Origin of the sequence: Cellulosimicrobium sp. ES-005, assembly GCF_040448685.1 — a bacterium.
In the GTDB taxonomy this organism is placed as follows: domain Bacteria; phylum Actinomycetota; class Actinomycetes; order Actinomycetales; family Cellulomonadaceae; genus Cellulosimicrobium; species Cellulosimicrobium cellulans_G.
The window spans coordinates 2291637-2316399 of the sequence record NZ_CP159290.1; the positions used below are offsets into that span (position 1 = coordinate 2291637).

21 protein-coding genes are annotated in these 24763 nt (G+C 71.3%); 11 read left to right on the forward strand and 10 right to left on the reverse strand.

From position 1 onward, the window contains the following. Positions 1-22: 22 nt before the first annotated feature. Genes ABRQ22_RS10035 through ABRQ22_RS10050 form a run of 4 tightly spaced genes read left to right on the forward strand, consistent with a single transcriptional unit; the run spans position 23 to position 7110 of the window. Positions 23-2962, forward strand: a complete 2940-nt coding sequence (locus ABRQ22_RS10035; protein WP_353709409.1) for a 3'-5' exonuclease — start codon at positions 23-25, stop codon at positions 2960-2962. Positions 2963-3008: 46 nt separating this feature from the next. Then, complete coding sequence (locus tag ABRQ22_RS10040; protein ID WP_353709410.1) at positions 3009-4166, forward strand: hypothetical protein; 1158 nt, start codon at positions 3009-3011, stop codon at positions 4164-4166. Positions 4167-4171: 5 nt separating this feature from the next. Then, positions 4172-5284, forward strand: a complete 1113-nt coding sequence (locus ABRQ22_RS10045; RefSeq protein ID WP_353709411.1) for a hypothetical protein — start codon at positions 4172-4174, stop codon at positions 5282-5284. Beyond that, complete coding sequence (locus ABRQ22_RS10050) at positions 5281-7110, forward strand: Hsp70 family protein (protein ID WP_353709412.1); 1830 nt, start codon at positions 5281-5283, stop codon at positions 7108-7110. The genes ABRQ22_RS10045 and ABRQ22_RS10050 overlap by 4 nt, the downstream gene beginning before the upstream one ends. A gap of 129 nt (positions 7111-7239) precedes the next feature. Here ABRQ22_RS10050 and ABRQ22_RS10055 read toward each other — a convergent pair whose 3' ends face one another. After that, entirely contained in the window at positions 7240-9516 is a 2277-nt protein-coding gene (locus ABRQ22_RS10055; protein WP_353709413.1) for a hypothetical protein, read from the reverse strand. Positions 9517-9626: 110 nt separating this feature from the next. Between ABRQ22_RS10055 and ABRQ22_RS10060 the strand changes: the two genes are divergently transcribed. Next, entirely contained in the window at positions 9627-10118 is a 492-nt protein-coding gene (locus ABRQ22_RS10060) for a hypothetical protein (RefSeq protein ID WP_353709414.1), read from the forward strand. Between the two features lie 29 nt (positions 10119-10147). After that, positions 10148-10720 (forward strand): KH domain-containing protein, encoded by a 573-nt coding sequence (locus ABRQ22_RS10065; RefSeq protein WP_353709415.1) that lies wholly within the window; start codon positions 10148-10150, stop codon positions 10718-10720. A 265-nt stretch (positions 10721-10985) separates the two neighbouring features. On the opposite strand, the gene ABRQ22_RS10070 is transcribed toward ABRQ22_RS10065, so the two are convergent. The 8 genes from ABRQ22_RS10070 to ABRQ22_RS10105 all read right to left on the reverse strand — a co-directional run bounded on the left by ABRQ22_RS10070 (position 10986) and on the right by ABRQ22_RS10105 (position 18001). Continuing rightward, positions 10986-11339 (reverse strand): metal-sulfur cluster assembly factor, encoded by a 354-nt coding sequence (locus tag ABRQ22_RS10070; protein WP_253049023.1) that lies wholly within the window; start codon positions 11337-11339, stop codon positions 10986-10988. Next, positions 11336-11872, reverse strand: a complete 537-nt coding sequence (sufU, locus tag ABRQ22_RS10075; protein WP_353709416.1) for a Fe-S cluster assembly sulfur transfer protein SufU — start codon at positions 11870-11872, stop codon at positions 11336-11338. Before sufU ends, ABRQ22_RS10070 begins: the two co-directional genes overlap by 4 nt. Before the next feature lie 11 nt (positions 11873-11883). Beyond that, positions 11884-13215 carry a cysteine desulfurase gene (locus ABRQ22_RS10080; protein WP_353709417.1) on the reverse strand — a complete coding sequence of 444 codons (1332 nt, stop codon included), beginning with the start codon at positions 13213-13215 and terminating at the stop codon, positions 11884-11886. A 29-nt stretch (positions 13216-13244) separates the two neighbouring features. Further along, a complete protein-coding gene (gene sufC / locus ABRQ22_RS10085) occupies positions 13245-14027 on the reverse strand; it encodes a Fe-S cluster assembly ATPase SufC (RefSeq protein WP_047234341.1) in 783 nt (260 codons plus the stop codon). Positions 14028-14094: 67 nt separating this feature from the next. Then, positions 14095-14439, reverse strand: a complete 345-nt coding sequence (locus ABRQ22_RS10090; protein ID WP_047234320.1) for a non-heme iron oxygenase ferredoxin subunit — start codon at positions 14437-14439, stop codon at positions 14095-14097. Continuing rightward, the gene (gene sufD / locus ABRQ22_RS10095) at positions 14436-15689 is read right to left on the reverse strand and encodes a Fe-S cluster assembly protein SufD (protein WP_253049013.1); all 1254 of its coding nucleotides are present in this window, start codon (positions 15687-15689) and stop codon (positions 14436-14438) included. The genes ABRQ22_RS10090 and sufD overlap by 4 nt, the downstream gene beginning before the upstream one ends. A 1-nt stretch (position 15690) precedes the next feature. After that, on the reverse strand, positions 15691-17151 hold the full coding sequence (gene sufB, locus ABRQ22_RS10100) for a Fe-S cluster assembly protein SufB (RefSeq protein ID WP_047234318.1): 1461 nt from the start codon (positions 17149-17151) through the stop codon (positions 15691-15693). 103 nt (positions 17152-17254) lie between these two features. Further along, positions 17255-18001, reverse strand: coding sequence for a crosslink repair DNA glycosylase YcaQ family protein (locus tag ABRQ22_RS10105; RefSeq protein ID WP_353709418.1), 747 nt, complete (start codon positions 17999-18001; stop codon positions 17255-17257). 232 nt (positions 18002-18233) lie between these two features. Between ABRQ22_RS10105 and ABRQ22_RS10110 the strand changes: the two genes are divergently transcribed. From ABRQ22_RS10110 to ABRQ22_RS10120, 3 genes are all read left to right on the forward strand, one after another. After that, positions 18234-19199: an ABC transporter ATP-binding protein gene (locus ABRQ22_RS10110; protein ID WP_353709419.1), complete on the forward strand. Its 966-nt coding sequence runs from the start codon at positions 18234-18236 to the stop codon at positions 19197-19199. A 113-nt stretch (positions 19200-19312) separates the two neighbouring features. Further along, positions 19313-20002: an ABC transporter permease gene (locus tag ABRQ22_RS10115; RefSeq protein ID WP_353709536.1), complete on the forward strand. Its 690-nt coding sequence runs from the start codon at positions 19313-19315 to the stop codon at positions 20000-20002. A 65-nt stretch (positions 20003-20067) separates the two neighbouring features. Beyond that, positions 20068-21033: a COX15/CtaA family protein gene (locus ABRQ22_RS10120; RefSeq protein WP_353709420.1), complete on the forward strand. Its 966-nt coding sequence runs from the start codon at positions 20068-20070 to the stop codon at positions 21031-21033. Between the two features lie 84 nt (positions 21034-21117). Here the strand turns inward: ABRQ22_RS10120 and ABRQ22_RS10125 are convergent, their stop codons facing one another. Further along, the gene (locus tag ABRQ22_RS10125) at positions 21118-22092 is read right to left on the reverse strand and encodes a patatin-like phospholipase family protein (protein ID WP_353709421.1); all 975 of its coding nucleotides are present in this window, start codon (positions 22090-22092) and stop codon (positions 21118-21120) included. A 741-nt stretch (positions 22093-22833) separates the two neighbouring features. Here ABRQ22_RS10125 and ABRQ22_RS10130 point away from each other — a divergent pair. Both ABRQ22_RS10130 and ABRQ22_RS10135 read left to right on the forward strand, forming a co-directional pair. Then, complete coding sequence (locus ABRQ22_RS10130) at positions 22834-23877, forward strand: ATP-binding cassette domain-containing protein (RefSeq protein WP_353709422.1); 1044 nt, start codon at positions 22834-22836, stop codon at positions 23875-23877. Beyond that, a complete protein-coding gene (locus ABRQ22_RS10135; RefSeq protein ID WP_353709423.1) occupies positions 23874-24734 on the forward strand; it encodes an ABC transporter permease in 861 nt (286 codons plus the stop codon). Before ABRQ22_RS10130 ends, ABRQ22_RS10135 begins: the two co-directional genes overlap by 4 nt. The last annotated feature ends 29 nt before the right edge of the window (positions 24735-24763 follow it).

The following is a 24763-nucleotide window of genomic DNA, read 5'->3' on the forward strand; positions in this document are numbered from 1 at the left end:
GACCTGCGGATAGCCTCGCCCCGTGCCCCAGGTGATCATCCCCGCCGACATCCCGTCGCTCGACGGCAGCGTCCGGTCGCAGGCCTACGCGTTCATCGACAAGCTCCGCAAGGACGACACCACCCCGGGCCTGCACATCGAGCCGATGGAGCAGGCCGCCGACAAGCGGGCCCGGACGGGTCGCGTCAACCGGTACTGGCGCGCCGTGCTCATCAAGCTCACGGGCTCCGACGACGAGCCGCGCTACATCTACCTGGGCACGTTCCCGCACGACGAGGCGATCGCCTACGCCCGGAGCGTCGTCTTCCAGCGCAACCCGCACACGAGCCTTCCCGAGGTGATCCGCGTCGATCCGGCAGGCGTCGCGGCCGCGGAGCACCCCGCCCCTGCCGCGAGCGCGGATGGAGACGTCGACGCGCCCGGCGTGCCCGTTCTCCAGGTGCTCGGCATCACGTTCGAGGACCTTCTCGACCTCGGCATCGCCAGCCTGACCGCGCACGAGGCGATCCTCGCGGCCGACCAGGACCGGTTGCTGGACGTCGCACTGGCCGCGCCGTCCGCGGTCCAGACGGACGCGCTCCTGCTGCTCGGTGACGGCACGAGCGTCGATCAGGTCCGCGCCGGGTATCAGGCCGACACCGTGGCGGTCGACACCGGACACGACACCGACGACGACCTCATCGGTGCCCTCGACCACCCGGCGTCGCGCATGCTCTTCGCCTACCTCGAGGACGACGACGACCTGCGGGCCGCGATCGAGGACGAGAACTTCGCCCACTGGCGGGTCTTCCTTCACCCCGAGCAACGCGAGCACGCCACCGCTTCCACGCGGGGCGCCTTCCGGCTCTCCGGCGGCGCGGGTACCGGCAAGACTGTCGTACTGCTGCACCGTGCGCGCCACCTGCACGCGCAGGACCCGACTGCGCGGATCGTGCTCACCACGTACAACAAGACCCTCGCCGCCTCGCTCCGGGCCCACCTGCTGCTGCTGGACAAGACCGTGCGGATCGCGAAGCAGCTCGGCGAGCCGGGGGTCTACATCGGCACCGTCGACGCCATCTCCTGGCGCCTGGTCTCGCGCGCGGCGGAGTACGGGCTCGACGTCCAGCACGCTGCCACGGAGCTTCTCGGCCGTCCGCGGACGCAGGTGGTGCAGGCCACCGCGCACGGGGCGTGGGACGCCGCGCTGTGGGGAGCCGGCGGGGCGCTCGCACCCTCGGTGCGCACGGCGGACTTCCTGGCTGCGGAGTACGGGACCGTCGTCGTGCCCGGGCGGATCGCGACCGAAGACCAGTACTTGCAGGTGCGCAGGCAGGGCCGCGGCGTTGCCCTCGCGCGGGCACAACGCCTCGCTGTGTGGGACGTGATCGAGGCGTACCGGGCGGCTGCCGCCGGCGCGGGCACCACCGACTACGACGAGAAGGCGATGATCGCCGCGGCCGCGCTCGACGTGTCGGCGGCGGCCACCGCTCGACGGGTCGCGGACCACGTCCTCGTCGACGAGGCGCAGGACCTCACCCCGGCGCGGCTCGTCCTGCTGCGGGCGCTCGTCGCCGCGGGACCGGACGACCTGTTCCTCGCGGAGGACTCCCAGCAGCGCATCTACGCGCCCCGGACCGTCCTGTCCCGGCACGGCATCCACGTGGTAGGTCGGTCCCGTCGACTGCGGCTGAACTACCGCACCACGGCCCAGAATCTCGACTACGCCACCAGCATCCTCGCCGGCCATGAGACCCTGGACATGGAGGACGGCCTCGTCGACGGCGCCGGCTCCCGCTCTGCCCGGTCTGGACCGCCCCCGGTGGTCGAGGGCTACGACACGCTGGACGAGGCTCACGAGACCATCGTCCGAACGGTCCGCGACTGGCTGGCCGACGGGACCGCACCCGAGACGATCGCCGTCCTCGTCCGCACCGGCAACGACGGCACCACACTCTCCAGGAACCTGACCCAGCACGACGTGCCCAACCAGTACTACGGCGCCAACGACACGCCGGGCGCCGGCCGGGTCGCCATCATGACCATGCACCGCTCCAAGGGCATGGAGTTCCGCAACGTCCTCGTGTTTGGCGCCACCGCCGAGTCTCTGAAGGCCGTCGACCGGTCGCCGGAGGGAGACCGGCCCGACGTCCTCCAACGGGAGCGGTCGCTCCTCTACGTCGCGACCACCCGGGCGCGGGACCGCGTCGCCGTCGTGTGGGACGGCGCCGCGAACGGGCTGCTGCCCGAGCCGCGCTCCCGCGACACGCACGCCGGAGAACTCCAAGAACACCCGGTCACCACCGAGGGCGCCGTCCGCGCCGCAGGCCAGGTCACCGGCATCGACGAGCGCGAGGCGCTCGCCCGCGATGCCCTCGCCCGGGAAGTGCACGACACCGTCGGATACTCGCTCGCGCAGATCGCCATGCAGGCATCCGTCCTGGAGACCGTGGCGGGGAACGACCCCACGGTCCGCGAGGCCTTCGCCTTCATCCGAGCCGCGGCCGCGCGTGCTGGCGCCGAGCTCCGCGGCGTCCTCACCACGCTGCGCACCGGGGCCGACGGGCTCGCAGCCGTGTCCTTCGACGACCTCACCGTCCTCCTGAGCGACCTCAAGGACCGGGGCGCACGCATCGTCAGTAACGTGGCCATCGCCGACGGTGATACGGCACACAGCACGGTGACTCGCACCTGCTACCGCATCGTGCAGGAGTCGGTCACCAACGCCCTCAAGCACGCCCCGCAGATGCCCATCGACATCACCCTGCGTGGCGCACCAGAGACGGGAGTCACGCTCGTCGTCCAGAACCCGTTGCTCGACGGCGCCGGCGCGTCGCTCGCTCCTCGGCCACGCTCCGGCATCGCCGGGATGGCCGACCGAGCCGCGCTCGCTGGCGGGACTCTCTCTGCGGGCGTGGTCGCCGGTCGCTTTGTCGTCGATGCCCGGCTTCCGTGGACCTCCGTCGGCGATCACGCTCGCTGACTCGAACGCGCACCTGACCAGTGTGAACGCGCGATAGATTCCCGCCATGGGTTTCTGGCACACGGGCTACATGGACCACGCCTGGGACTCCACGGACCCCCGGAACGTGCTGTCGCACCGCTGGATCGTGTCGAAGCACTTCGACTACCGGGTCCCAGAGCCGCTGCCGAAGGTGGAGCCTGTACAGCCGCGGTGTGCTACCTGCGGGATCGCCTTCGAGTCGCCCCTTGCACTCGACGTGCACCGGCGGCTGGGGCACACCCGACGTCGACCTGGATTGGTGTTCCAGGGGCGCGAGTGCGGACGGCAACGCCTGCTCGTCACCCGGCCGAGCGCGCCGGAGGACTGGGCGGTGCTCGACGCGGACGTGATCTCGATCGACGGACGCGAGCTGCCCGCCGACGACGTACCCGGCGAGCTGGCGAGTCTGCGCTCGGGCGTCCATACCGTGGAGCTCTTCGGTGCTGGCCGGCCCATCGTCTATGAGTTCGACTTCCAGCTCGCGCTCGAGGAGGATCTCCTGGGCGTCGATGTGCACATCGTGACGTTGATCGACGGTCGTGAGCTGAAAACGCGCTCGATCGACGACTTCATCGTCAAGACCAGGGCGTTCCCGACGGCACGGCGGTACGTGGAGGGCTTGTCCGCGTATCTCTTCGCCGCGCTCGCCCACGAGGAGGCGGTGCTCGGTGGGACGGGTGGAGATCGGTTCCGAAGTGGGTTCCGCAAGGCCGCGCATCTGCTCGGGGAGTTCGACAGACCGCCGGCCGAGGCGGTGTGCGGGCTCGTCGCGTTCCACCTGAACCAGTTCGCGCGAGCTGCCGGGAGGACGCGCAGCCCCAGAGTCGCCGGGGTCAGCCTGCGGCTCGGCGCCCTCGCCTCGGGACGGCGGTGGGTGTCGAGCGATCAGCGCACCCTGGAACACGTCAGCTTCGACGCGGCGTTCTCCGATGTCGCGGTCGAGAACGTGCTCGGCCTGTCCGCCGTCCCCTTCGACGGTACGGCCGCCGATGCCGTCGCGACGCTGGAGCGGGACCTGCCGATCCTCGACGTCTACGACCAGGTCAAGGCACATCTCGTCGCCGCCGAGCACTACCTTGCTTCCGGAGACGTAACCGCCGCGCGGCGGCACGCCTCCGCCCTCGACCACGAATCGTCCACACGGGAGTGGCGGACAGCCGTCCGCCCCCGTCTCGCAGAATGACACCCATGGAACCAACCGCCTCCCCCACGTCCGCCGCTCTCCAGGCAGACCCGCCCCCGGCGACCTCGACCGGCCGGGCATCGGATACCGCCGCGACGACGATCGAGCAGCTCGTGCGGCTCGCGTTCGACTCGTCGGCCAAGCCCGTGCACGCCCCGCTGGACCTTCGATCGATCGTCCACGACACCTCGGACGCGACGCTGGACGACGATCGGGCGTTGGTGCGTCGCCTCGCCCGCTCGGACACGTTCCTGCAGGGACCGTGGCGGCTGCTCCTGTCCCTGGCGCGCTCGTCCCTGTCGGAGACCGGCCCCATGTACCGCCAAGTTCTTGGCCTCTCCGCGGAGGCGCTCCTCACGAGCCCGGTGTTTGCCGGGCTCGCGGGACGACTCGAGACACCGTCGCCGGGGAGGCCCGTCACGGCCGTCGACGTCAAGACCGCCGCGAACGACGTGCGTGCGGAAGATCTCGGCCTGAAGCCCCGCAGCCTCACCCCACGAGACCGAGAGAAGCTCAGGACGGCGGCTGTGTCCTGCTTCCTGCTCTACCGGGTTCTCGGTCACAGATGGACTCTCGACCAGGTCGTGGACGAGGCGATCGACGCACGCCTGTGGCGCAGGGACCCCAAGATGTCGCCCGGTTCCGCCACTGCGGTGCTCCTCTCGGCCCGAGGTGCCTCGAACGGCGTCCTCGTCGACTACGTCGCCACGCGCCACAACGAGGCTGAGGAGGCGGTCCGGGAGTCGCGCGCCTCCGCCGCCCAGCAGGCACGCCGCGCGGCACGGGCAGAGCAGCTGGAACGGGATCTGCGGGCCGATGTCGCGCGTTCGGAGGAAACCTCGGCAGCGCTCCGCGCACGTGTCGCGGAGCTGGAGGCGGAGGTCGCCGTCGAGCGGAGGAACCGGGTCGCGGACACGAGCATCCACACCGACGACTACGAGCAGCTGCGAACCCGAACGTTCCGCAACCTCACGGTCCAGGTGCAGCTGCTCTCAGACGGCCTCGCGGCCCTGCGCGAAGGGGTCCACGACGTGGCGGACGAGTACATGGAGCGCGCGCTGGACGCGATTCGCAACGAAGCGGACCGGCTCGCTGAGCTGGGGAAGGCGGGACGGTGACGACAGTCGGCTTCGACTTCGGGACGACGAACAGTCTCGTGTCGGTGGTCGTGACCGCCGACGGCACGGATCGGGTGGTCGACGTCGTCGCCGACGATGGACTGCCGTACCCGTCCGTCGTGCGGTACGAGGGCGAGGAGATGCTCGTCGGGCGGCAGGCACGCGAGCTGCTCGACGACCAGAGCGTCGGCGTGCACGGGAACGTCGTACGCTCGCCGAAGTTCCTCCTCGGACGGCGCGCCGTCGAGGTGGGCGGCATCGAGCGGGACCCGATCGACATCGTCGCCGACGTGGTGCGCTTCGTCCGGCAAGAGGCACTGCACAGCTCCCACCGCGGGGCGCTTGACGGGGCCGAGCGTGCCGTCGTCACGATCCCCGTGACGATGAACGGTCCTCGACGCGCCGCACTGCGCGAGGCCTTCGGCCGTGCGGGGGTCACCGTGGAGCAGTTCGTGCACGAACCGCTCGCCGCTCTGTACGGATACCTGCGCGAGCAGGACGATCCCGCCGCGACGCTCCGAGAACTGCGGGGACGGTACGTCCTGGTGGTCGACTGGGGCGGTGGCACCCTAGACCTGACCTTGTGCCGGGTCGACGAGCACCAGATCGTCCAGCTCCGCAACGGGGGCACCGACGAGATCGGCGGCGACCGCTTCGATCGTGCGATCCTCGACGAGGTCGTTGCCCGGACCATGCTCCGCGAGGGGCTCGGCGCCGACGACGATCCCCCGTCGGCTGCTCGCCCCAGCCTGCTCAGCCGAGTCGAGCACGCCAAGATCGCCCTCTCCGAACGGAACGAGGTGAGCATCTTCGCACCGCGGACATTCCCCGCCTCAGGCAAGAGCCTCCACTACCGCCTGTCCCGCGAAGAGCTCGACCTGATCACCAAGCCACTCGTCGATCACGGAGTCCGGCTCGTCGAGTCGCTTCTCGAAAGTGTCGGGGTAGTGCCCGCAGAGATTCCGCTCTGCCTCGTCGTCGGCGGCATGGCCGCGATGCCGGTGATCCGTGGGCGTCTCTATGAGCTCTTCGGGCCCGCGAGGGTCGTGGTCCCCTCCAGTGCGGGAACGCTCATCTCTCGAGGTTCGGCCTGGATCGCCCACGATGGCCAACGGCTCACCCTTGCCAAGCGCGTCGAGCTGGAGATGGCCCGCGGTTCGAGGATGACGATCCTGCGGGCCGGCACGCCGATGCCCACCGCCGGTGAGGAGCTCCATCGTGACGAGTCGTTGTATTGTTCCGACCCGACCAACGGCACCGCAAAGCTACCGATCGTCCAGATGGTCGCCCTCACAGACCACCCGCAGGCGAGCGACCCACGGTCGACTCTCGGCGTGCTCTCCGTGGGGGTCGACCGGACGGCGCCGCCGCTCGTCGAGCGGCTGACTATCGACGTGATCGTCGATGACGATCTCGTGCTCACCGCCACGGCGTCCTCGCACGGAACGCCGCATAGCAGCGCCGACCACACCGTCGAACGTTTCCACGACCTGGAGTTCGGGATCGGGTTCCCCGGTCTCGGTGAGGCCACTGCTCAGAGCGCTCTCGCGTCCGGGCGGAACAGACGCCGCCGCGCGAAAGGCCTCGTCCTGAACGCCAACGTTGTCGACCGGCGTGACCAGTCCGCCATTCCCGGCGACGTGCTCTACCGGCATCGGCGGGGAGCCTTCGACCGGCTCGCGTTCCCCCAAGACCGGGCGACCGAGGAGCAGCTGATCGAGCACCTCTACTACCAGCCGTGCGCCGTCTGCCGTAGGCCCTGGGGCGATCCCGGGTGCCGGTGTGGAGGGGAAGTCACGAGCCGATCGGGAACCACCCGCAGGTGAGACGAACCTGAAGCGGCGCGCGCACGCGTCGGATGAGTAAGCACAGGGTCACTCGGCAGGATGCAAGGGCAGTGGCCCACTGCGGCCAGATCAGATCGGAGCCCCTCAACGGCGACGCTCTGCCGACGATCAGTCGTCAGAGGAGAGAAATACGTCCTCATCGAACTCGGCGGGTGCGTAGTCAGGGAGCGCGTCCAGAGCCCTCGACGCGGCCGCCTCCCATGCCTGTTCGCGTTCCAAACGGACTGCGGAGAGCAGCGCCTTGATGCCCGCGATGGTTAGGTGACGACCTGCCAAGACTGCCGCCATGCCCACCTCGGTAAGGAAGGGCTCTCCGTTGTACGCGTCTCGTATGGCGGAACCAGCGGTGGCTGACGCGGGCTCCACGTGCGGATACACGTGGCGGATCACTCGCCGATACAGCTCCGCGGGGACCGAGTCCCCTGGCGCGAGCTGTGGCGCGGTGATTCTGTCGGCCTGGTTGCCATATTCATCCTCTCCGAGGATGCTCGCGAGCCTCGCCACGAGATGTGCGGGGGTTCCCGTGGCGACCCACCGGGGCTGTTTGCGCGTGCCGATGTTCGCGATTCGGCCCTGCCTGCGTGCTTTCGCCAGGAGGTTGGGAAGCCTCTTCGACGTGAACTCGACGTCATCGCTGAGGCTCGCGTTCCGCGGTGCGAGAAGTCTCTCGACGGCGCGGCGGGATGCCTCGCCGTTTTGTCGCAGGTAGCCCGTAAGTAGTTCGATCTGCTCGGCGTCTGAGAGTTCTGGAGCGGCTTCAGAGGGCCTGGCGGTGGCCGGCTGACCTGGCTCGGACCCGACGGTGGGTGTGACCGTCGGCGCGGGAGGAGCGAAGACCGCGGTGCGAAGGTCCGCGAGCTGCTCGTCGTCGGCGCGCCAGACGGACGAGATACCCGGGAACGCGATGTCCGCGCGGTACGGGATGTCGGGTTTGGCGGGCACTGTGTAGCGGCTCCGGGCAAGCCTCTCGTCGGCGTCGTCGTCGAGCCACTCGGAGCGACCGGGGAGTGCGTGGAACTGCACCCCAGTGATCCGCCCATCGTCGTCGATCGCGAGTTGTGGCAGGTAGTAACCGGCTGCCCACCAGGCGCGCACCTGCGGCCTGCCTGTCGAGCTTCGTCCGGTCCCGGACCACCACGCCTTGTCACGGACCGCGCTGGGAGGAAGGTCGAACCACCCACGGTTGGTCTTGATTCGCGTCCGCGCCGGGTCGATCTCGAGCGTCGGGTGATCCTCGCTGGTCGTTGCCAAAGCCTCGTAGAGGCCCCGGTAGCGGGATCCAGAGGCGGGAGCCGTGAAGGTGTCGCCGGGGCGGTACACCGTGGCGTTGCGGTCTCCGTCGGGGTTGTACCGCTTGCGCAACGCCGCTCGGAGGTCATCGACACTCGCGAGATCAGCCAAGGCGTCGTCGATCCGCGCACCCAACGAAGCGGTGTTCAGCAGCAGCCAGCCGTAGCCCTGCTCGTGACGGGCGACTTCCTCGAACACGGGCGGGACCGTATCGAGCGTCTCCGCGGTCATGCTCATGAACCGGGTCATCGGTCCGTGCTCCTCACCGGCCAGAGGCAGGAGTTCGGTCAGGAACTCGACCGCGAGGTCGTGGTCTGGGGTTCCAGCGGTGGCGAGCATGTCGGCCAGGACGGCTCCGAACTGGGACGGGTCGCCAAGCCGCCGGCGGTCCTTCAGTGCGGCGCGGGCCGCGTCGAGGCTGACGGGAGTCCGAGAAGAGAGCCGCTTCACCTGGTCGTACATCGGCCCCACCGTGGGAACGTCGCCCGCCTGAAGCTCGGCATCGAGACGACGTGCCAGCGCCAGCCTGACTTCCGTCATCAGCCCTTCGACTATCCGTCCGACCTGATCAGTCGCCTCACGGGCCCGCTCAGCAACGAACGACGTCCAGGTCGAGACTGTCGATGCCTCGTCAGAGGGGTCGATGTACCGCAGATCCAGGAAGCGGCACATCGCGAGGAACTGCTCAAATGCCAGACCCTGCGTGGCGTCGAGCACGCCACCCAGACGGGCCCCGGAGCATGTCGCCGCCCAGCATACGGAACCCACGATCTCCTCAGGCGTCCTGTCTGCCGCCCCGTACGCCGCAACGAGCGCGAGGTCGAGCCTGCTGGCCGCTACCTCCCGCAAGCGCCGCTGAGCCTTCCGCTCGCCCGACTCTCGAGCAACGACGTCGAACTGCGAGAACGGGTCGAACTCTTGGTCGTACGAGAGCTCAGGCCAGTACCAGGCGAGAAGCGTCGCCCGGTCCTCCCGCGCGAGCCCAGCCGCGCCCTCGAGTCGGGACGACTCCCCGGGTAGTCGGCCGTACCCCACGACGTCCCGCAGGAAGGCGACAGAGCGGTCAGGGTCAGCAGCGAGCGAGTAAGGAGTCACGTAGTCAGTTATACATCATCGCGCTATTCGGGTGTTGCACGACGCCCGAATCGGGTGCATCATGAGATGCACTATCCCGCCGGAAAGCACGGCACCGAAAAGGAGAACTCGTGAACGCCAGCGACGCCCCGCGCACGATCCGCTTCATCGACATCGAGAACCTGACCGGCACGGGTTGCCTCTGCGAGGACGCCGTCCGAGTCACGCAGGTCTTCATCGACCAGGTCTCCCCGCGGTGTGTCGGCGACCACGAGGTCCTCGCCGTGTCACACGAGCGCAACGCTCCCGCGGCCTTCCTCGGCTGGAACGGATCCGCCCAGTTTCTGCTGCGCCCCGGTCACGACGGCGCTGACCTCGCACTGCTCGCCGAGCTCGAGAACGTCGAGTTCCTCGCCACCCGCTACAACCGCGTCGTCATCGCCTCCGGAGACCACGCCTTCGCACCAACGATCACCGCGCTCAAGGCCGCCGGCATCGATGTACTCGTCATCGGACCGGTCGGCCATGTCGCCCGGCAGGTCCGCCTGGCCGCCGGCCCCTCCTGCATCACGTACGTCACCACACCCACCGACCTCGCCGCCCGCCACGCACTCGCGGCCTGACCCCTACCAGTCGACGCAGAACGGAAACCATGATGAACGGCCCACTCTGGCTCGCCGCACTCGCTGCGGCATCCCTGCTCGCGTACCTTCTCTACCGCGCGCGGACAAGGAAGCCCCGGCAAGAGCGCCTTCCGGCGAACACGGCAGTTCGCTTCACGACACACGCTAGGGAGCGGATGGAACTGCGTCGAGTCTCCTCTGAGCAGGTCATGCACGTCCTCGCAAACCCGGACCGATTCACGCGCGACACCATCAACAACAGCGTCCGACTCGAACGCGACGAGCAGGGCCGAACTCTCAAGGTCTGGGTCGCGGAGCCATGGCCCACCCACCGAGAGATCGTCGTGAAGACGACGGCCTGGCACCACGCCACGAGCTTCGCCATTCCCAGCAACACGGTCGGCCGAGTCATCGGCCGCGGCGGAGCGACCATTCGACAGCTTCGCGCAGAGACGGGGGCCTACATCGGCGTGAGGTCCGACGGCACCGTCAGCGTCAGTGCCGACGACAGTGGCACCGTCGAGCATGCACGCCAGCGAGTCTGCGCCCTCGCGTTCCCTGCCGCGCCTCACGCGACCGATAACAACCTTGAGAGGAGGTGAAACACATGACCACAAACCGCTCCTCAGAAGGCACCCGGAGTTACGGCCGGTCCAGCAGCTCGTCAGCGAGCAGCTCGAACCGCTCGACGGGCCGCGTCAGCAGCGCCCCACTGCACCAGCAGTCCGGAACTCAGCACTCCTTCGGCGGCTACACGAAGATCGCCCGCGACGGCGGGACCTTCACCATGCGCAACACCGGAAAAAGCCAACACGAGCGGTGCCTCACAGAGTGGATACCTTAGTGAGGCACCGCCACTGCGCAGTCTCAGACGTTGAACCCCAGCGCGCGGAGCTGCTCCTTGCCGTCGGCCGTGATCTTCTCCGGGCCCCACGGCGGCATCCAGACCCAGTTGACGCGGAACCCGTCGACGAGGCCCTCGAGAGCCTGCGCGGACTGGTCCTCGATGACGTCGGTCAGCGGGCAGGCCGCGGACGTGAGCGTCATGTCGATGACGGCGTGGTTGTTCTGGTCGATCTGGATGCCGTAGACGAGGCCGAGGTCGACGACGTTGATGCCGAGCTCGGGGTCGATGACGTCGCGCATGGCCTCCTCGACGTCGGCGACGTTCGGCGGGCTGGGCGTGACGCCCTCGGCGGGCGCGCCGGTCTCGGTGGTCATCGGTTCTCCTCCGTCGTTCCCCGCGCGGCGAGCGCCGCGTCGGAAGCTGCTGCCGTTGATGGGTCGCCCACGGCGCTCAGGGCGCCCGAGGTGACGAGCGAGTCGCGCAGCGCGGCCCAGCCGAGCAGGGCGCACTTGATGCGAGCAGGGTACTGCGAGACGCCGGTGAACACCGTGGCGTCGCCGAGCTCGTCCTCCGCGGCCTCGTCGAGGCCCTTGCCACGCGAGCCCATGAGCTCGCGGAAGACCTCGCCGAGGTGCTCGGCCTCGGTCACGGGCCGGCCGGACACGAGGTCGGTGAGCACGGACAGGGACGCCTGCGAGATGCTGCAGCCCTGCCCCTCCCAGCTCACGCGGTCGATCGTGTCGCCGGCGAGCTCGACGCGCAGCGTCACCTCGTCGCCGCACGTGGGGTTCACCTGGTGCGACTGGCCGCTCGCCGCGCCGTCCGCCACCTCGACCAGGCCCCGGCCGTGCGGGGTCTTGGCGTGGTCGAGGATGACCTGCTGGTACATCTGCTCGATCGAGCTCATCGGGTCCTCTCTCAGTCCACCGAGAAGAACGCCCGGACCCCGGCCAGTGCTTCCCGGAACGCGTCGACGTCCTCGCGCGTGGTGTACACCGACGCGGACGCGCGCGCGGTCGCGGCGACCCCGAACCGGCGGTGCAGGGGCTGGGCGCAGTGGTGACCGACGCGCACGGCGATGCCCGCGTCGTCGAGCACCTGGCCGACGTCGTGCGCGTGCACGCCGTCCACGACGAACGACACGACGGCGAGCCGGTCCTCGGGCTCGCGCGGGCCGATGATGCGCACCCCGGGGATCTCCCCGATGCGCAGCAGCTCCGCGGCGAGCTCGTGCTCGTGCGCGGCGACGCCGTCCATGCCGAGCTCGTGCAGGTACTTCGCCGCGGCGCCGAACCCCACGACCTGCGCGACGGGCTGCGTGCCCGCCTCGAACCGCTGCGGCGGCGCCATGTACGACGACTCGGTCATCGTGACGACCTCGATCATCGACCCGCCGGTCGTCACGGGCGGCAGCGCCTCGAGCAGCTCGCGCCGCCCGTACAGCACGCCCACCCCCGTGGGCCCGAGCATCTTGTGCGCCGAGAACGCGGCGAAGTCGACGCCGAGCGCGGGCAGGTCGACCGGCAGGTGCGGCACGGACTGGCACGCGTCGAGCACGGTGAGAGCGCCGACCTCGCGCGCCCGGGCCACGATCGGCTCGACGGGCGTGACCGCGCCCGTCACGTTCGACACGTGCGCGAACGCGACGATCCGCGTGCGCTCCGTGATGACCGTCGCGGCGTCCTCGACGCGCACGCGCCCGTCGTCGTCCACCTCGAACCAGCGCAGGACGGCGCCCGTGCGGGCCGCGAGCTCCTGCCACGGCACGATGTTCGCGTGGTGCTCGGCCTCGGTGAGGACGATCTCGTCGCCGGGCGCGAGCGCGAAGCGGCGGGCCGCCTCTCCCCCGCGGCCGAGCGTCGCGTTCGAGATCCCGTATGCGACGAGGTTGATCGCGGCCGTCGCGCCGGACGTCCAGACGATCTCGCCCGGGCGCGCGCCGACGAACGCCGCGACGTCCGCGCGGGCGTCCTCGAACGCCTCGGTCGCCTCCTCGGCGAGCTGGTGCGCGCCGCGGTGCACGGCCGCGTTGCGCTCCTCGTAGAAGTCGACCTCGGTGTCGAGGACGACCTGCGGCTTCTGCGACGTCGCCGCGGAGTCGAGGTAGACGAGCGGACGACCACCGCGCACGGTGCGCTCGAGCAGCGGGAAGTCGGCCCGCACGGCGGCGAGCTCGACGTCGGTCAGGCGCGCCGGCGGACCGGCCTGCTGCCCCGCTGGATGCTCCGCGGGGTGCGCGGTGGTCGTCATGGTCGTCTCCTCGAACGTGGTGCGACCGCTCAGGCCGAGGCGGCCGAGGCGGACTCGACGGCGCCGGAGAGGTAGCGGTCGTAGCCCTCCTCCTCCAGGCGGTCGGCCAGCTCCGGGCCACCCTCCTCGGCGACCTTGCCGTCGACGAAGACGTGGACGAAGTCCGGCTTGATGTACCGCAGGATGCGCGTGTAGTGCGTGATGAGCAGGATGCCCGCGTCGGTCGCGCCGTGGACGCGGTTCACGCCCTCGGACACGATGCGCAGCGCGTCGACGTCGAGGCCCGAGTCGGTCTCGTCGAGGACGGCGAACTTCGGCTTGAGGAGCTCCATCTGGAGGATCTCGTGGCGCTTCTTCTCGCCACCCGAGAAGCCCTCGTTGACCGAGCGCTCGGCGAAGGAGTCGTCCATGCGCAGGCGCTCCATGGCGCCCTTGACGTCCTTGACCCAGTGGCGCAGCGCGGGCGCCTCGCCGTCGATGGCCGTCTTCGCGGTGCGCAGGAAGTTCGACACGGAGACGCCGGGGACCTCGACCGGGTACTGCATGGCGAGGAACAGGCCCGCGCGGGCGCGCTCGTCGACGCTCATCGCGAGGACGTCCTCGCCGTCGAGCGTCACCGTGCCGCCGGTGACCTGGTACTTGGGGTGGCCGGCGATCGAGTAGGCGAGCGTGGACTTGCCCGAGCCGTTCGGGCCCATGATGGCGTGGACCTCGCCGCTGGCGATCGTCAGGTCGACGCCGCGCAGGATCGGCTTCGGCCCTTCCTTGGTCTCGACGCTGACGTGCAGGTCGCGGATCTCGAGAGTGGACATGTGGTTCTTCTCCAAGAGGTTCTGGTGAGCCGTGGGGCGCGCTCGGCGCGCCAGTTCAGGATGTGGGTCAGGTGGGAGCGACGACGCGGTCGACGTCGACGAGCACCTGCTCGCCGTCGACCGTCACCGGGTACACGGGCACGGGCCGCATCGCGGGCAGCGCGGTCGGCATGCCGGTCCGCACGTCGAACTGCGAGCCGTGCAGCCAGCACTCGACGAAGCAGCCCTCGACCTCGCCGTCCGACAGGGACACCGCCCCGTGGGAGCAGATGTCCGAGATCGCGTGCCAGTCGCCGTCGCCGTCACGGATGACCGCGACCTCGACGACGCGCCCGTCCTCGGCCGGGAGCTCGACGCGGAGCGCCTCCTCCGGGCCGAGGTCGGACGTCGTGCAGGCGGGCTGTGCGGTCACGCCGTCGCCTCGGCGAGCTCGGCGCTCCCGTCGATGATCGACATGGACTTGCTCAGCTCGCGCTCGATCGCCTCGAGCAGGCGCTCCTCGACCGACGCGACGCCGATCTCCTGGATGAGCTCCGCGAAGAAGCCGCGGACGACGAGGCGGCGCGCCTCGACCTCCGGGATGCCGCGGGCCTGCAGGTAGAAGAGCTGCTCGTCGTCGAACCGGCCGGTCGCGGACGCGTGACCCGCGCCCTCGATCTCGCCCGTCTCGATCTCGAGGTTCGGCACCGAGTCCGCGCGCGCGCCGTCCGTGAGGACGAGGTTGCGGTTGAGCTCGTACGTGTCGGTGCCCTCGGCCTCGGCCTGGATCAGCACGTCCCCGACCCACACCGCGTGCGCGCCCTCGCCCTGCAGCGCGCCCTTGTACGTCACGCGCGACTTGCAGCGCGGCACGGCGTGGTCGACGAACAGGCGGTGCTCCTGGTGCTGGTCCGCGTCCGCGAAGTAGAGGCCGACCATCTCGACGTCGCCGCCCTCGGCCGTGAACGTCGCGTCCGGGGTGATGCGCACGACGTCGCCGCCGAGCGTCACGACCACGTGCTTGAGCCGCGCGTCGCGCCCGATGCGGGCACGGTGCGACGACGCGTGCACGGCGCCGTCGGCCCAGTCCTGGACCGAGACGACGGTGAGGTGCGCACCGTCCTCGACCACGATCTCGACCGTCTCGTTGAGCGTCGCGGTCCCGACGTGGTCGAGCACGACGACGGCCTCCGAGTGGCGCTCGGCGCGAACGAGCACGTGGCTCGCGGTCGGCGTGGAGCCGTGGCCCTCGACGCGCACGGACGTGACGTCGGAGGCGACGGCCTCCTTCGGCACGGTGACGACCGTCGACTGCTCGAACGCGTTCCACGACGTCACGGCGGTGCGGTCGCCGGGCTTGCCGGCGGTGCCGAGCCGCTCGTCGTCGCGACCGACGATCGCGACCTCGACCTCGGGGGCCTCGACGACCGTGACGCGCACGTCACCGCCGCCGCTCTGCCCGACGAGCTTGTCGTCGAACAGCGGCGCGAGGCGCGCGACGGGCGAGAAGCGCCACTCCTCCTCGCGCCCGGAGGGCACGGGGATGTCGGCGAGGTCGAACGACGTCAGCCGCTCGGCGCGCGAGCCCTGCGGCACGACGCCGTGGGAGTGCGCCCCGTCGGCCTGCGCGCGCGAGTGGTCGGTGGTCAGGCCGGCCTCTTCGGGAATGGTGGTGGTGGTCATATCAGCCGACGGACCCTTCCATCTGCAGCTCGATGAGGCGGTTGAGCTCGAGCGCGTACTCCATGGGCAGCTCGCGCGCGATGGGCTCGACGAACCCGCGCACGATCATGGCCATCGCCTCGGTCTCCTCCATGCCTCGGGACATGAGGTAGAACAGCTGGTCCTCGCTCACCCGCGAGACCGTCGCCTCGTGCCCCATGGACACGTCGTCCTCGCGGACATCGACGTACGGGTAGGTGTCGGACCGGGAGATCTGGTCGACGAGCAGCGCGTCGCACAGCACGGTCGAGGCCGAGTGCGAGGCGCCCTCGAGGACCTGGACGAGGCCGCGGTAGGACGTGCGGCCACCGCCGCGCGCCACCGACTTCGACACGATGGACGACGACGTGTGCGGCGCCGCGTGGACCATCTTGGCCCCGGCGTCCTGGTGCTGACCCTCGCCCGCGAACGCGATCGAGAGCGTCTCGCCGCGCGCGTGCTCGCCGAGCAGGTAGATCGCCGGGTACTTCATGGTGACCTTGGAGCCGATGTTGCCGTCGACCCACTCCATCGTCGCGCCCTCGGCCGCGGTCGCCCGCTTGGTCACGAGGTTGTACACGTTGTTCGACCAGTTCTGGATGGTCGTGTACCGGACGCGGGCGTTCTTCTTGACGATGATCTCGACGACCGCCGAGTGCAGCGAGTCGGACGAGTAGATCGGCGCAGTGCAGCCCTCGACGTAGTGCACGTACGAGCCCTCGTCCGCGATGATCAGCGTCCGCTCGAACTGGCCCATGTTCTCCGTGTTGATGCGGAAGTAGGCCTGCAGCGGGATCTCGACGTGCACGCCCGGCGGCACGTAGACAAACGACCCGCCCGACCACACGGCCGAGTTGAGCGCCGCGAACTTGTTGTCGCCCGACGGGATGACGGTGCCGAAGTACTCCTGGAAGAGCTCCGGGTGCTCGCGCAGCGCGGTGTCCGTGTCGAGGAAGATGACGCCCTGGCGCTCCAGCTCCTCGTTGATCTGGTGGTAGACCACCTCGGACTCGTACTGCGCGGCGACGCCCGCGACGAGGCGCTGCTTCTCCGCCTCGGGGATGCCGAGCTTGTCGTACGTCTCCTTGATGTCCTCCGGCAGGTCGTCCCACGAGGCGGCCTGCTTCTCCGTGGAGCGCACGAAGTACTTGATGTTGTCGAAGTCGATGCCCGTGAGGTCGGAGCCCCAGCTCGGCATGGGCTTCTTGTCGAAGAGGCGCAGGGCCTTGAGCCGCGTCTTGAGCATCCACTCGGGCTCGTTCTTCAGCGCCGAGATGTTGCGCACGACGTCCTCGGACAGGCCGCGCTGCGCGGCCTCGCCGGCGGCGTCGCTGTCGTGCCAGCCGTAGCCGTAGGCACCGATCGAGGCGATGATCTCGTCGTCGGTCTGCTTCTCACCGGTCGGCTGGGCCGTGCCGGTGGCGTCCTGGGTGGGAGCGCTCATGGTCGTCCTTCCACTGTCCGTCGTTGCGGGCGGGGGCAGTCGGTACAAGGGTTCTTGCGGGGGATGTCGTTCGTGGCCTCGGGGCGGCGGCGCGCCCCTCGGGTCAGGTCTCGCCCGACGTCGGGCGGCCGCGCGCCCGGACGGGGACGTTCGTCGTGCACGCGTGCGCGCCCGTCGCGAGCGTCGAGAGTCGCTGCACGTGCGAGCCGAGGAGCCTGGCGAAGACCTGCGCCTCCGCCTCGCAGAGCTGCGGGAACTCCTCCGCGACGTGCTGCACCGGGCAGTGCCCCTGGCAGAGCTGCACCGCGGACGTGCCGGGGACGGGGCGCACGCTCGCCGCGTACCCGTCGTCCGCGAGCGCCGCCGCGAGCTGGGCGGCCCGGCCCTCGACGTCGTCCGCGTCGAGCCGACCCTCGTAGCGGTCGGCGAGCTCGGCGAGCCGGTCGTGGGCGAACCGCTCGACGGCGTCCGGCCCGGCGACGTCGCGCAGGTACCGCAGCGCCTGCGTCGCGAGGTCGGCGTAGGTGCCGCTGAGCTCGCCCTGCCCGGCCGACGTCGTCACGTACCGCCGCGCGGGGCGGCCGCGCATCCCGGTGGGGTGCCCGGCGTCGTGCACGGCGACGAGGTCGTCCTCCTCGAGGAGGGCGAGGTGGCGCCGGACGGCGGCGGGCGTCAGCCCGAGCGTCGCGGCGAGGTCGGCAGCGCTCACGGGACCGGCGCTCGCGACGAGCTCGAGCACGCGCTCGCGCGTGCGACGGTCGGCGTCGGTGGCCGGGACGGTGCCGGGCGCCTGCCCGACCGCGGGGGTGGCAGCGCGCAGCGCGTCCGGTCGGACGGGTCCTGCGGCCATGCTCACCTCCCGTGGTGCGTCCCGTGGGCGCGCGTGCGCGTGGCGCGGCGTGACACGGGGCGACAGATCTGGAACCGATATAGACAACATGGTTGTTCCCTAATTGCCCGAACGCAAGCAAGGCGACCCTCAGACCGCCCCCTGGGTGCCGAGATGTGGCGTACGCGACACCCGTGCGGTCTGGGCCGGGCCCGGGTCCTGAGCGGCAGACCCGCCCCCTACAATCGGCCGGGTGCCCGCCCCCGCCGTGCTCGTGCACGACCTCGTCAAGCGCTACGACGGTCGTGCCGTCGTCGACGGCGTGTCCCTCACCGCCGAGCGCGGCGCGATCACCGCGGTGCTCGGCCCCAACGGCGCCGGCAAGACCACGACCGTCGAGTGCTGCGAGGGCCTGCGCTCCCCCGACGCCGGGCGCGTCGAGGTCCTCGGCCTCGACCCCCTGACCGACGCGCGCGACCTGCGCCCGCGCGTCGGCGTCATGCTCCAGGACGGCGGGCTCCCGACGGGCGTGCGCGCCCTGGAGATGCTGCGGCACGTCGCCTCCATGTACGCGCGGCCGCGCGACGTCGGCGAGCTCACCGAGCGCCTGGGGCTGGAGAGCTTCGCGCGCACGACCGTGCGACGGCTGTCCGGCGGGCAGCGGCAGCGCCTCGCGCTCGCCGCGGCGATCGTCGGGCGCCCGGAGGTCGTCTTCCTCGACGAGCCGAGCGCGGGCATGGACCCGCAGAGCCGGCACGCCGTGTGGGAGCTCGTGCGCGAGCTGCGCGCGGAGGGCGTCGGCATCGTCCTCACGACGCACCTCATGGACGAGGCGGAGGACCTGGCCGACCACGTGTACGTCGTCGACCACGGCAAGGTCATCGCCGCGGGCGCGACGCGCGACCTGCTCGAGACCGGGGCCGACGGCGAGGCGGACCGCACCGTGCGCTTCGAGGCCACCCCCGGGCTCGGCCTCGACGGCCTGAGCCAGGCCCTCGCCGGGGCGGGCCTGCCCGACGGCGCGGGCGCACCCGCCGCGTGGAGCGTCGCCGAGCCGCAGCCCGGCTCGTACACCCTCACCGGGCCTGCCGACCCCGCGACGCTCGTGGCGCTGACGACGTGGCTCGCCGCGCGCGGCGTCCTCGCCTCGCGCGTCACGGTGGGCCGCCGCACGCTCGAGGACGTGTTCCTCGACCTCACGGGACGGCACCTGCGATGAGCGCGACCTCGACGACCACGTCGGAGACCCAGGACCCGAGCCAGACCCCGAGCACGGAGCTCGCCGCTCCCGCGTGGCGCCGCGTCGTCGCCCAGACGGCGTTCGAGACGCGCATGATCCTGCGCAACGGCGAGCAGCTCCTCGTCACGATCATCCTGCCCGTCATGCTCCTGCTCGGGCTGGTGCTCACGTCGTTCGTCGACCTCGACACGGGCGGCGCGACGCGCGTCGACTTCGTGACGCCCGGCGTCCTCGCGCTCGCCGTGATGTCGACGGCGTTCACGTCGCAGGCCATCGCGACCGCGTTCGACCGCCGCAACGGCGTGCTGCGCCTCATGTCGACCACGCCCCTGGGCCGCGGCGGCCTGCTCGCCGGGAAGGTGCTCGGCGTCCTCGCCGTCGAGGTCGTACAGGTCGTCGTCATCACGGCCGTCGCGCTCGCGCTCGGCTGGCAGCCCGACCCCGCCGGGATCCCCGCGGCCCTGCTCGCCGTGCTGCTCGGGACGGCGGCGTTCACGTCGCTCGCGATGCTGCTCGCCGGGACGCTGCGCGCCGAGGGCGTGCTCGCCGTCGCGAACCTCGTGCTCGTGCTGCTCACCGTCGGCGGTGGCGTCCTCGTCCCGGCCGACCAGCTCCCCGGCCCGCTCGAGCACGTCGCGCTCCTGCTGCCGTCCGGGGCGCTGGGCGAGGCGATGCGCGGCGCGCTGCTCGACGGCGCCGTGCCGCCCTTCTCCGTCGTCGTGCTGCTCGGCTGGACCGCGGCGCTCGGCTGGGGCGCGGGCAAGCTCTTCCGCTGGACCTGAGGTCCAGGCGCATCTCACACGCGCTGGGTTCCGGGGCTGCACGGTCGTCCCGATACCGTGGGACCGTGAGCACCCCGCCCCCCGCGCTCGACCCCGCTCCCGCCGACAGCCCCGCAGGCGCCGCCGCCGGTGGCGGCGCCGCACGACCGGACCGGCTCGCGCCGCTGCGCCGCTGGACCCGGCCGGTGCTCGTCGCGAACCTCGTGGCGCAGATCGGCATCATCGTCACGGGCGGCGCCGTGCGGCTCACGGGTTCGGGGCTCGGGTGCTCGACCTGGCCGCAGTGTGAGCCGGGCCAGTTCGCCGCGAAGTTCCACCCCGAGACGACGTACCACCAGTTCGTGGAGTACGGGAACCGCACGCTCACCGGGGTGCTGAGCGTCATCGCGATCGCCGCGCTGGTGCTCGTGTGGACGGACCGGTCCCGCGTCCTGTCCTACCGGCTCCTCGGCGCCGTCCCCCTGCTCGGCGTCGCCGCGCAGGCGGTCATCGGCGGCGTGATCGTCCTGCTGCACCTGCACCCAGGGTGGGTGTCGCTGCACTTCGTCGTCTCGGCCGCGCTCGTCTCCGTCTCGCTGCTCCTCCTGCACCGGTCCGGGGAGGGCGACGGGCCGCCCGTCCCGACGGTCGCCCCGCGCTCGCGCACGCTCGCCTGGACCCTGTACGGGCTGACGGCGCTGATCGTCGTCCTCGGCGTCGTCGTCACGGGGGCGGGCCCGCACAGCGGCGACGAGGAGGTCGGGTACCGCCTCGCCGTCGACCCGGCGCTCATGAGCAAGATCCACGCGTGGGCCGTGTGGGTGTTCGTCGCCGTCCTCGTCGCCTACCTCGTGAGCGTCCGTCGCGGCCCCGAGCAGGTGCGCCGCGCGGCCTGGATCCTGCTCGCCATCACGCTGGGGCAGGGCCTGATCGGGTACGTGCAGTACTTCACGGGCCTGCCGGCGCTCCTCGTCGGCCTGCACATGCTCGGCTCGGCGCTCCTCGTCGCCGGCTCGACGCGCGTCGTCCTCACGACCCGCACCCGCGCCTGAGCGGACGGTGGCCCGGGCCTGAGCGATCCGGGCCACCGCTGCGTCAGCGCACGTCAGGTGCCGGTCAGTTCCGGTCAGTGCCCATCAGCGCCAGAGCGCTGCGACGCGCTCCGCGAGCGCGGTGCCCCGCTCGTACCCGGCCTCGGCCGCGGCCGGCCGGAGCGACAGGTCCATGGCCTGCGGGCCGAACAGGTGGTCGGCCGCGGGGCCCGGGACGATCACCTCGACCTCGCTCCCCCGTGCGCGCAGCTCGTCGACCTGCACGGCGAGCTGCAGGCCCCAGTCCAGTGGCGCGCGCGTCCTGCCCCCGAACGGCGACAGCACGAGCACCCGCCGGTGCCCGACCGCCAGGTCCGCGTTCTCGTTGCGGCGGTAGCCGCCGTCGAGGTACTGCCGCTCCCCGATCCGGTAGGCGAACCCGCTCGCGCAGCTCGCCGCGACGGCATCGACGAGGTCGACGCCGCTGTGCCGGTCGAAGACGGCGGGCTCGCCGGTCCGCGCGTCGACGGCCGTGAGCAGCAGCGACCGGCCGGGCCAGGACGGGTCGGGCAGGCGCGCACCGACGGTCGCCCGCCACCGCGACCGGACCGCCTCGTCCGACGCCCCGGGCAGCGCGAGCGCTGCCGCCCCGAGCCTGCGGCGCATGTCGGCCGCGTCCTGGGCACCGGCGATGATCGCGGCCGTCCGCGCCATCTGGTCCGCCGCCTGCCGCGTGCGGTCCCCGCCCGCGTCCGGGCCGCCCGGCCCCGCGGGCGGGCGCGTCGGAGCGACCAGCGCGGCGGCGTACAGCTCCGTGGGCGTCGCGCCGGCGAGCTGCGCCGCCGTCGTCGAACCGGCCGACGTCCCGACGGTCAGGTCGGCCGTCGTGGACACGTCCAGCCCGGCGTCGGCCAGACCGGCGACGACGCCGATCAGCCACGCGTTGCCGGTGGACCCGCCGCCCCCGAGCACGAGGGCGCGCTCACCCGTCGTCGGGACCGGATCGGACGGCTGGAGGTCAGGTACCGGAAGGCCTACGGCCGAGATGCCCGGTGCAGAAGAAGGTGTGGTGGTGTTCATGGGAGTCGCCTCTCGCGATGATGCGGCGAGCGCTCCCGACGACGACTACGGCCGTCGCGCGATCGTGGGCAGCGAGGGAGCGCCCGGTACGGACACAGCGTTCACGGGACTCACCCCCTCGGCTCGGTTCACGATCGGCCCCGACGCTAGCACGCCGGCCCGCCCCGACCCACGGCCTTTGCCGCCGTCGGGAGGACGTTCACCGGGCGGGTCTCAGGCCCGCGCGGCACGAACCGCACCTGCCGAAAGAGAGCCGTCGTCGCACTGGGTAGAGCCGTGGTGGACCGGGGTAGAGCCGTGTCTGCAGATGGAGGGCCGTGGTCTGCCGAGGAAGAAGCCCAGGCCGTGCCCGACGAGTCGGTCGCCCCGACGGTCGGACCCACCCGTGGGCCAGCACGGCACAGGCTGGCCGACACCGCGGGCAGTCGCCCGAGGTGAGCGGAGACCAGGGCGAGACGACGCCGGTCGGGGTGGGTGGTGGTGCCGCGTCGTGGCGGGCCTGGCGGGAGCCGCGAGGAACGAGCGGCGGATGGTAGACGCGGCACCACCACCCACCCCGACCACCCAGGGCAACCACACGCCGTCGGGCACGGTGACCACGCCTCTACCTCGGCCGACCACGGCTCTACTTCGGCAGGTGCGAGCGTGACAGCGGCGTGACAGCGGGTGGTGCTCCGCTGACAGCGCGCTGCGAGGGCGCGCGTCGAGCGTGGGTGGTGAACCCACCGACCAGGAGGACACATGACCACCCCCGCGATCGAGGCCCACGGCCTCGTGAAGGTCTTCGGCGAGAACCGCGCCGTCGACGGCGTGGACCTCACCGTGCGCACCGGCACCGTCTACGGGGTCCTCGGACCCAACGGTGCCGGGAAGACCACGACCATCAGCATGCTCGCGACGCTCCTGCGCCCTGACGCGGGCACCGCCCGGGTGTTCGGGCACGACGTCGTCGCACACCCGCACAAGGTGCGCCAGCTCATCGGCGTGACGGGCCAGTACGCCTCGGTCGACGAGACGCTCAGCGCGACGGAGAACCTCGTGATCTTCGCGCGGCTCCTCGGGCTGTCGCGCACGCAGGCCCGGCGCAAGGCGGTCGAGCTGCTGGAGGCGTTCGGCCTCACGGAGGCGGCGTCCCGCCCGCTGAAGAGCTTCTCGGGCGGCATGCGCCGCCGTCTGGACCTCGCGGCGAGCCTCATCGCGCAGCCGCCGCTCATCTTCCTCGACGAGCCGACGACGGGTCTGGACCCGCGCACGCGGGCCCAGATGTGGTCGACGATCCGCGATCTCGTCGCGAGCGGGTCGACCGTGCTGCTCACGACGCAGTACCTGGACGAGGCGGACCAGCTCGCGGACCGGATCGCGGTGATCGACCGTGGGCGTGTGGTGGCCGAGGGCACCGCGGACGACCTCAAGGACGCCGTCGGCGACCAGTCGCTGCAGCTCGCCCTGGTCCACGCCGCCGACGTCGCTCCCGCGCTCGAGATCGTCGAGCGCGCGCTGGGCCTCGCCGCGACGGTCTCCCCCGAGGCGCGCCGGCTCACCGTGCCCGTCTCCGGGCCGGACGTCGTGACGGACCTCCTCGTGCGCCTGCGCGAGGCCCGCATCGAGGTCGGCTCGCTGAGCATGGACAAGCCGAGCCTCGACGAGGTGTTCCTCACCCTCACGGGGCACGGCGCCGAGCAGCCCGACGCGGCCGCCGGCGACGGCGCGCCCAGATCCACGGACGACACCCCGGGCGCGCGCGAGGACCGCGCGGCCGTGACGCGAGAGGCGGCGCTGCGATGACCACCACGACCACGACCCCCGGCCCGACCGGCGCGGCGGTCGCGCCCCGGCCCCGCATCCAGGCCGGTGCCGACCGCGCGCTGTCCGACCGCACGTCGCTGCGCGCCACCGCCGACCACACGCTGACCATGGCGTACCGCGGTCTGCTGAAGATCAAGCGCACGCCCGAGCAGCTCTTCGACGTGACGCTGCAGCCGATCCTCTTCACGCTGATGTTCACGTACATCTTCGGCGGGGCGATCGCGGGCGACGTCACGAGCTACCTGCCGATCATCATCCCGGGCATCCTCGTGCAGACGGTCATCACCACGTCGGTCGTCACGGGCACGCAGCTGCGCGAGGACATGGACAAGGGCGTGTTCGACCGCTTCCGGTCGCTGCCCATCGCGCGGATCGCGCCCCTGTCGGGCGCGCTCCTCGCGGACACGGTCCGCTACCTCATCGCGACCACCCTCACGTTCGCGATGGGCTACCTCATGGGCTACCGGCCGGGCGGCGGGCTCGGCGCCGTCGTGCTCGCGGGCCTGCTGGTCATCGTGTGCTCGTGGGCCGTGAGCTGGATCTTCGCGTTCTTCGGCGTCGTCGCGCGGACGGCGTCGAGCGTGCAGGGCATCTCGATGATCGTGCTCTTCCCGCTGACGTTCCTCTCGAACGCGTTCGTCCAGCCGGAGACGATGCCGGGCTGGCTCCAGGGCTTCGTCACCGTCAACCCGGTGTCGCACCTCGTCACCGCGGTCCGCGAGCTGGCGAACACCGGCACGCTCGGCTCCGACGCGGCGATCTCGCTCGTCGGCGCCGCGGTCATCGTCGCGGTCTTCGCACCGCTCACCGTGCGCGCGTACATGCGCAAGGCCTGACGGGCCCCCGCCCGACGACGGTTCCCCGC

Excerpts from the sequence above, each read along its gene's own strand:
- ABRQ22_RS10125 (WP_353709421.1), bottom strand. The coding sequence starts at position 22,092 with ATGAACACCACCACACCTTCTTCTGCACCGGGCATCTCGGCCGTAGGC.
- sufD (WP_253049013.1), bottom strand. The coding sequence starts at position 15,689 with ATGACCACCACCACCATTCCCGAAGAGGCCGGCCTGACCACCGACCAC.
- ABRQ22_RS10065 (WP_353709415.1), top strand. The coding sequence starts at position 10,148 with ATGATGAACGGCCCACTCTGGCTCGCCGCACTCGCTGCGGCATCCCTG.
- sufB (WP_047234318.1), bottom strand. The coding sequence starts at position 17,151 with ATGAGCGCTCCCACCCAGGACGCCACCGGCACGGCCCAGCCGACCGGT.
- sufC (WP_047234341.1), bottom strand. The coding sequence starts at position 14,027 with ATGTCCACTCTCGAGATCCGCGACCTGCACGTCAGCGTCGAGACCAAG.
- ABRQ22_RS10135 (WP_353709423.1), top strand. The coding sequence starts at position 23,874 with ATGACCACCACGACCACGACCCCCGGCCCGACCGGCGCGGCGGTCGCG.
- ABRQ22_RS10105 (WP_353709418.1), bottom strand. The coding sequence starts at position 18,001 with ATGGCCGCAGGACCCGTCCGACCGGACGCGCTGCGCGCTGCCACCCCC.
- sufU (WP_353709416.1), bottom strand. The coding sequence starts at position 11,872 with ATGAGCTCGATCGAGCAGATGTACCAGCAGGTCATCCTCGACCACGCC.
- ABRQ22_RS10040 (WP_353709410.1), top strand. The coding sequence starts at position 3,009 with ATGGGTTTCTGGCACACGGGCTACATGGACCACGCCTGGGACTCCACG.
- ABRQ22_RS10115 (WP_353709536.1), top strand. The coding sequence starts at position 19,313 with ATGATCCTGCGCAACGGCGAGCAGCTCCTCGTCACGATCATCCTGCCC.
- ABRQ22_RS10070 (WP_253049023.1), bottom strand. The coding sequence starts at position 11,339 with ATGACCACCGAGACCGGCGCGCCCGCCGAGGGCGTCACGCCCAGCCCG.
- ABRQ22_RS10130 (WP_353709422.1), top strand. The coding sequence starts at position 22,834 with ATGACCACCCCCGCGATCGAGGCCCACGGCCTCGTGAAGGTCTTCGGC.
- ABRQ22_RS10080 (WP_353709417.1), bottom strand. The coding sequence starts at position 13,215 with ATGACGACCACCGCGCACCCCGCGGAGCATCCAGCGGGGCAGCAGGCC.
- ABRQ22_RS10045 (WP_353709411.1), top strand. The coding sequence starts at position 4,172 with ATGGAACCAACCGCCTCCCCCACGTCCGCCGCTCTCCAGGCAGACCCG.